Here is a 1,733-nt window from a genome sequence, read left to right on the forward strand (position 1 = left end):
AGGTCGGATCAGCAGCGCCGATGCCGCGCGCGTGCGGATCGCGATCGCCTCCAGCCTCGTCACGCTGCCGCCGCGCGTCGAGACGGTGATCGTCGTGCGCCACACCGCGCAGCCCGACATCATCTGGCGCGAGGAGCGCGACCGCTGGAGCCACGAGCTGACCGATGCGGCGCTCGAAACGCTGCTGGCGAAGGCGCGCGCGGCGGGCTTTTCGGTCACCACGCAGGCCGACTTGCTCGCGCTGCCCGATCAGGATTTCGTGCGCGCGATCTGGGCCTCGTCCAAGCCGCTGCCGGTCGATGCCGAGTATCCGATGTTCTTCATCTACACCTCGGGCTCGACCGGTAAGCCCAAGGGGATCGTCCATGCACACGGCTATGCCGCCGGGCTGGCCGAAACGATGGCGGTGGCGTTCGATGCGCAGCCCGGCGACACACTGTTCGTCGTCGCCGATCCCGGCTGGATTACCGGGCAAAGCTATCTCATTTGCGCGCCGCTGATGACGCGGGTGACGAGCGTCGTGTCCGAAGGATCGCCGGTCTTCCCGCACGCCGGGCGCTTCGCCTCGATGATCGAGCGGCACAAGGTCACCATCTTCAAGGCGGGCGTTACCTTCCTCAAATCGGTGATGTCGGACCCGTCGAACCTCGCCGAGCTTAAACGCTACGACATGGGCGCGTTGCGCGTCGCGACCTTCTGCGCCGAGCCGACCTCGCCCTCGGTGCAGGCATTCGGGATGCAGCATGTCGTGCCGCACTATATCAACAGCTATTGGGCGACCGAGCATGGCGGCATCGCCTGGACGCATTTCTACGGCAATCGCGATTTTCCGCTAAGGCCCGACGCGCACGCCTATCCGCTGCCGTGGATCGTCGGCGATGTCTGGGTTGAGGATGCCGATGCGGTGACCGATGCCACGCCGTTCGTGCGCGATGGCGGCGATGGCGTGCCGTGGCGCCAGGCCGCGATGGGCGAGAAAGGCGAGATCGTTATCGCCGCGCCTTACCCCTATCTCGCCCGCACGATCTGGGGCGATGTCGACCATTTCCGCGTCGAGAATGGCAGCGTGGCGAGCAATTGGCGCGGTGACGCCGACCGCTGGATCGACGGCTATTGGAAGCGCTGGCGCGGCACCTGGGCCTATACGCAGGGCGATTTCGCGATCGCGCATGACGATGGCTCCTTCTCGCTCCACGGGCGCAGCGACGACGTCATCAATGTCTCGGGTCACCGCATGGGGACCGAGGAGATCGAGGGCGCGGTGCTGCGCGACAAGGCGCTCGATCCGGATTCGCCTGTCGGCAACGTGCTGGTAATCGGCGCGCCGCACCGCGAGAAAGGGCTGACGCCGCTTGCCTTCATCGTGCCCGTGGCAGGGCGCAAGCTGACGCTCGACGACAAGCGCCGCTTGTTCGAACTGGTGCGCAGCGAGAAAGGCGCGGTCGCGGTGCCGGCCGATTTCATCGAAGTCTCGCAATTCCCCGAAACCCGCAGCGGCAAATATATGCGTCGCATGGTCCGCGCTTTGGTCGAGGGCGGCGATGTCGGCGACGTGACGACGCTGCGCAATCCCGAAGCGCTGACCGAGCTCAAGACCGCGATCGACGATTGGCAGCACAAGCAGCGCTTGAGCGAGGAGCAGTCGCTGTTCGAGCGCAACCGCTATTTCCTCGTTCAATATAACAGTGTCGCCCCGGGCAAGCGCGTCGCGACCGTCACCGTTACCAATCCGC

General features: G+C 65.7%; 1 protein-coding gene. It reads left to right on the top strand.

The window, feature by feature from the left end:
* Positions 1-1,733 (top strand): acetate--CoA ligase (locus tag ABWP09_RS14325; protein ID WP_353205792.1); only part of this gene is annotated, 1,733 nt, incomplete at both ends.

Source organism: Sphingomonas sp. (assembly GCF_040398505.1).
GTDB lineage: Bacteria > Pseudomonadota > Alphaproteobacteria > Sphingomonadales > Sphingomonadaceae > Sphingomonas.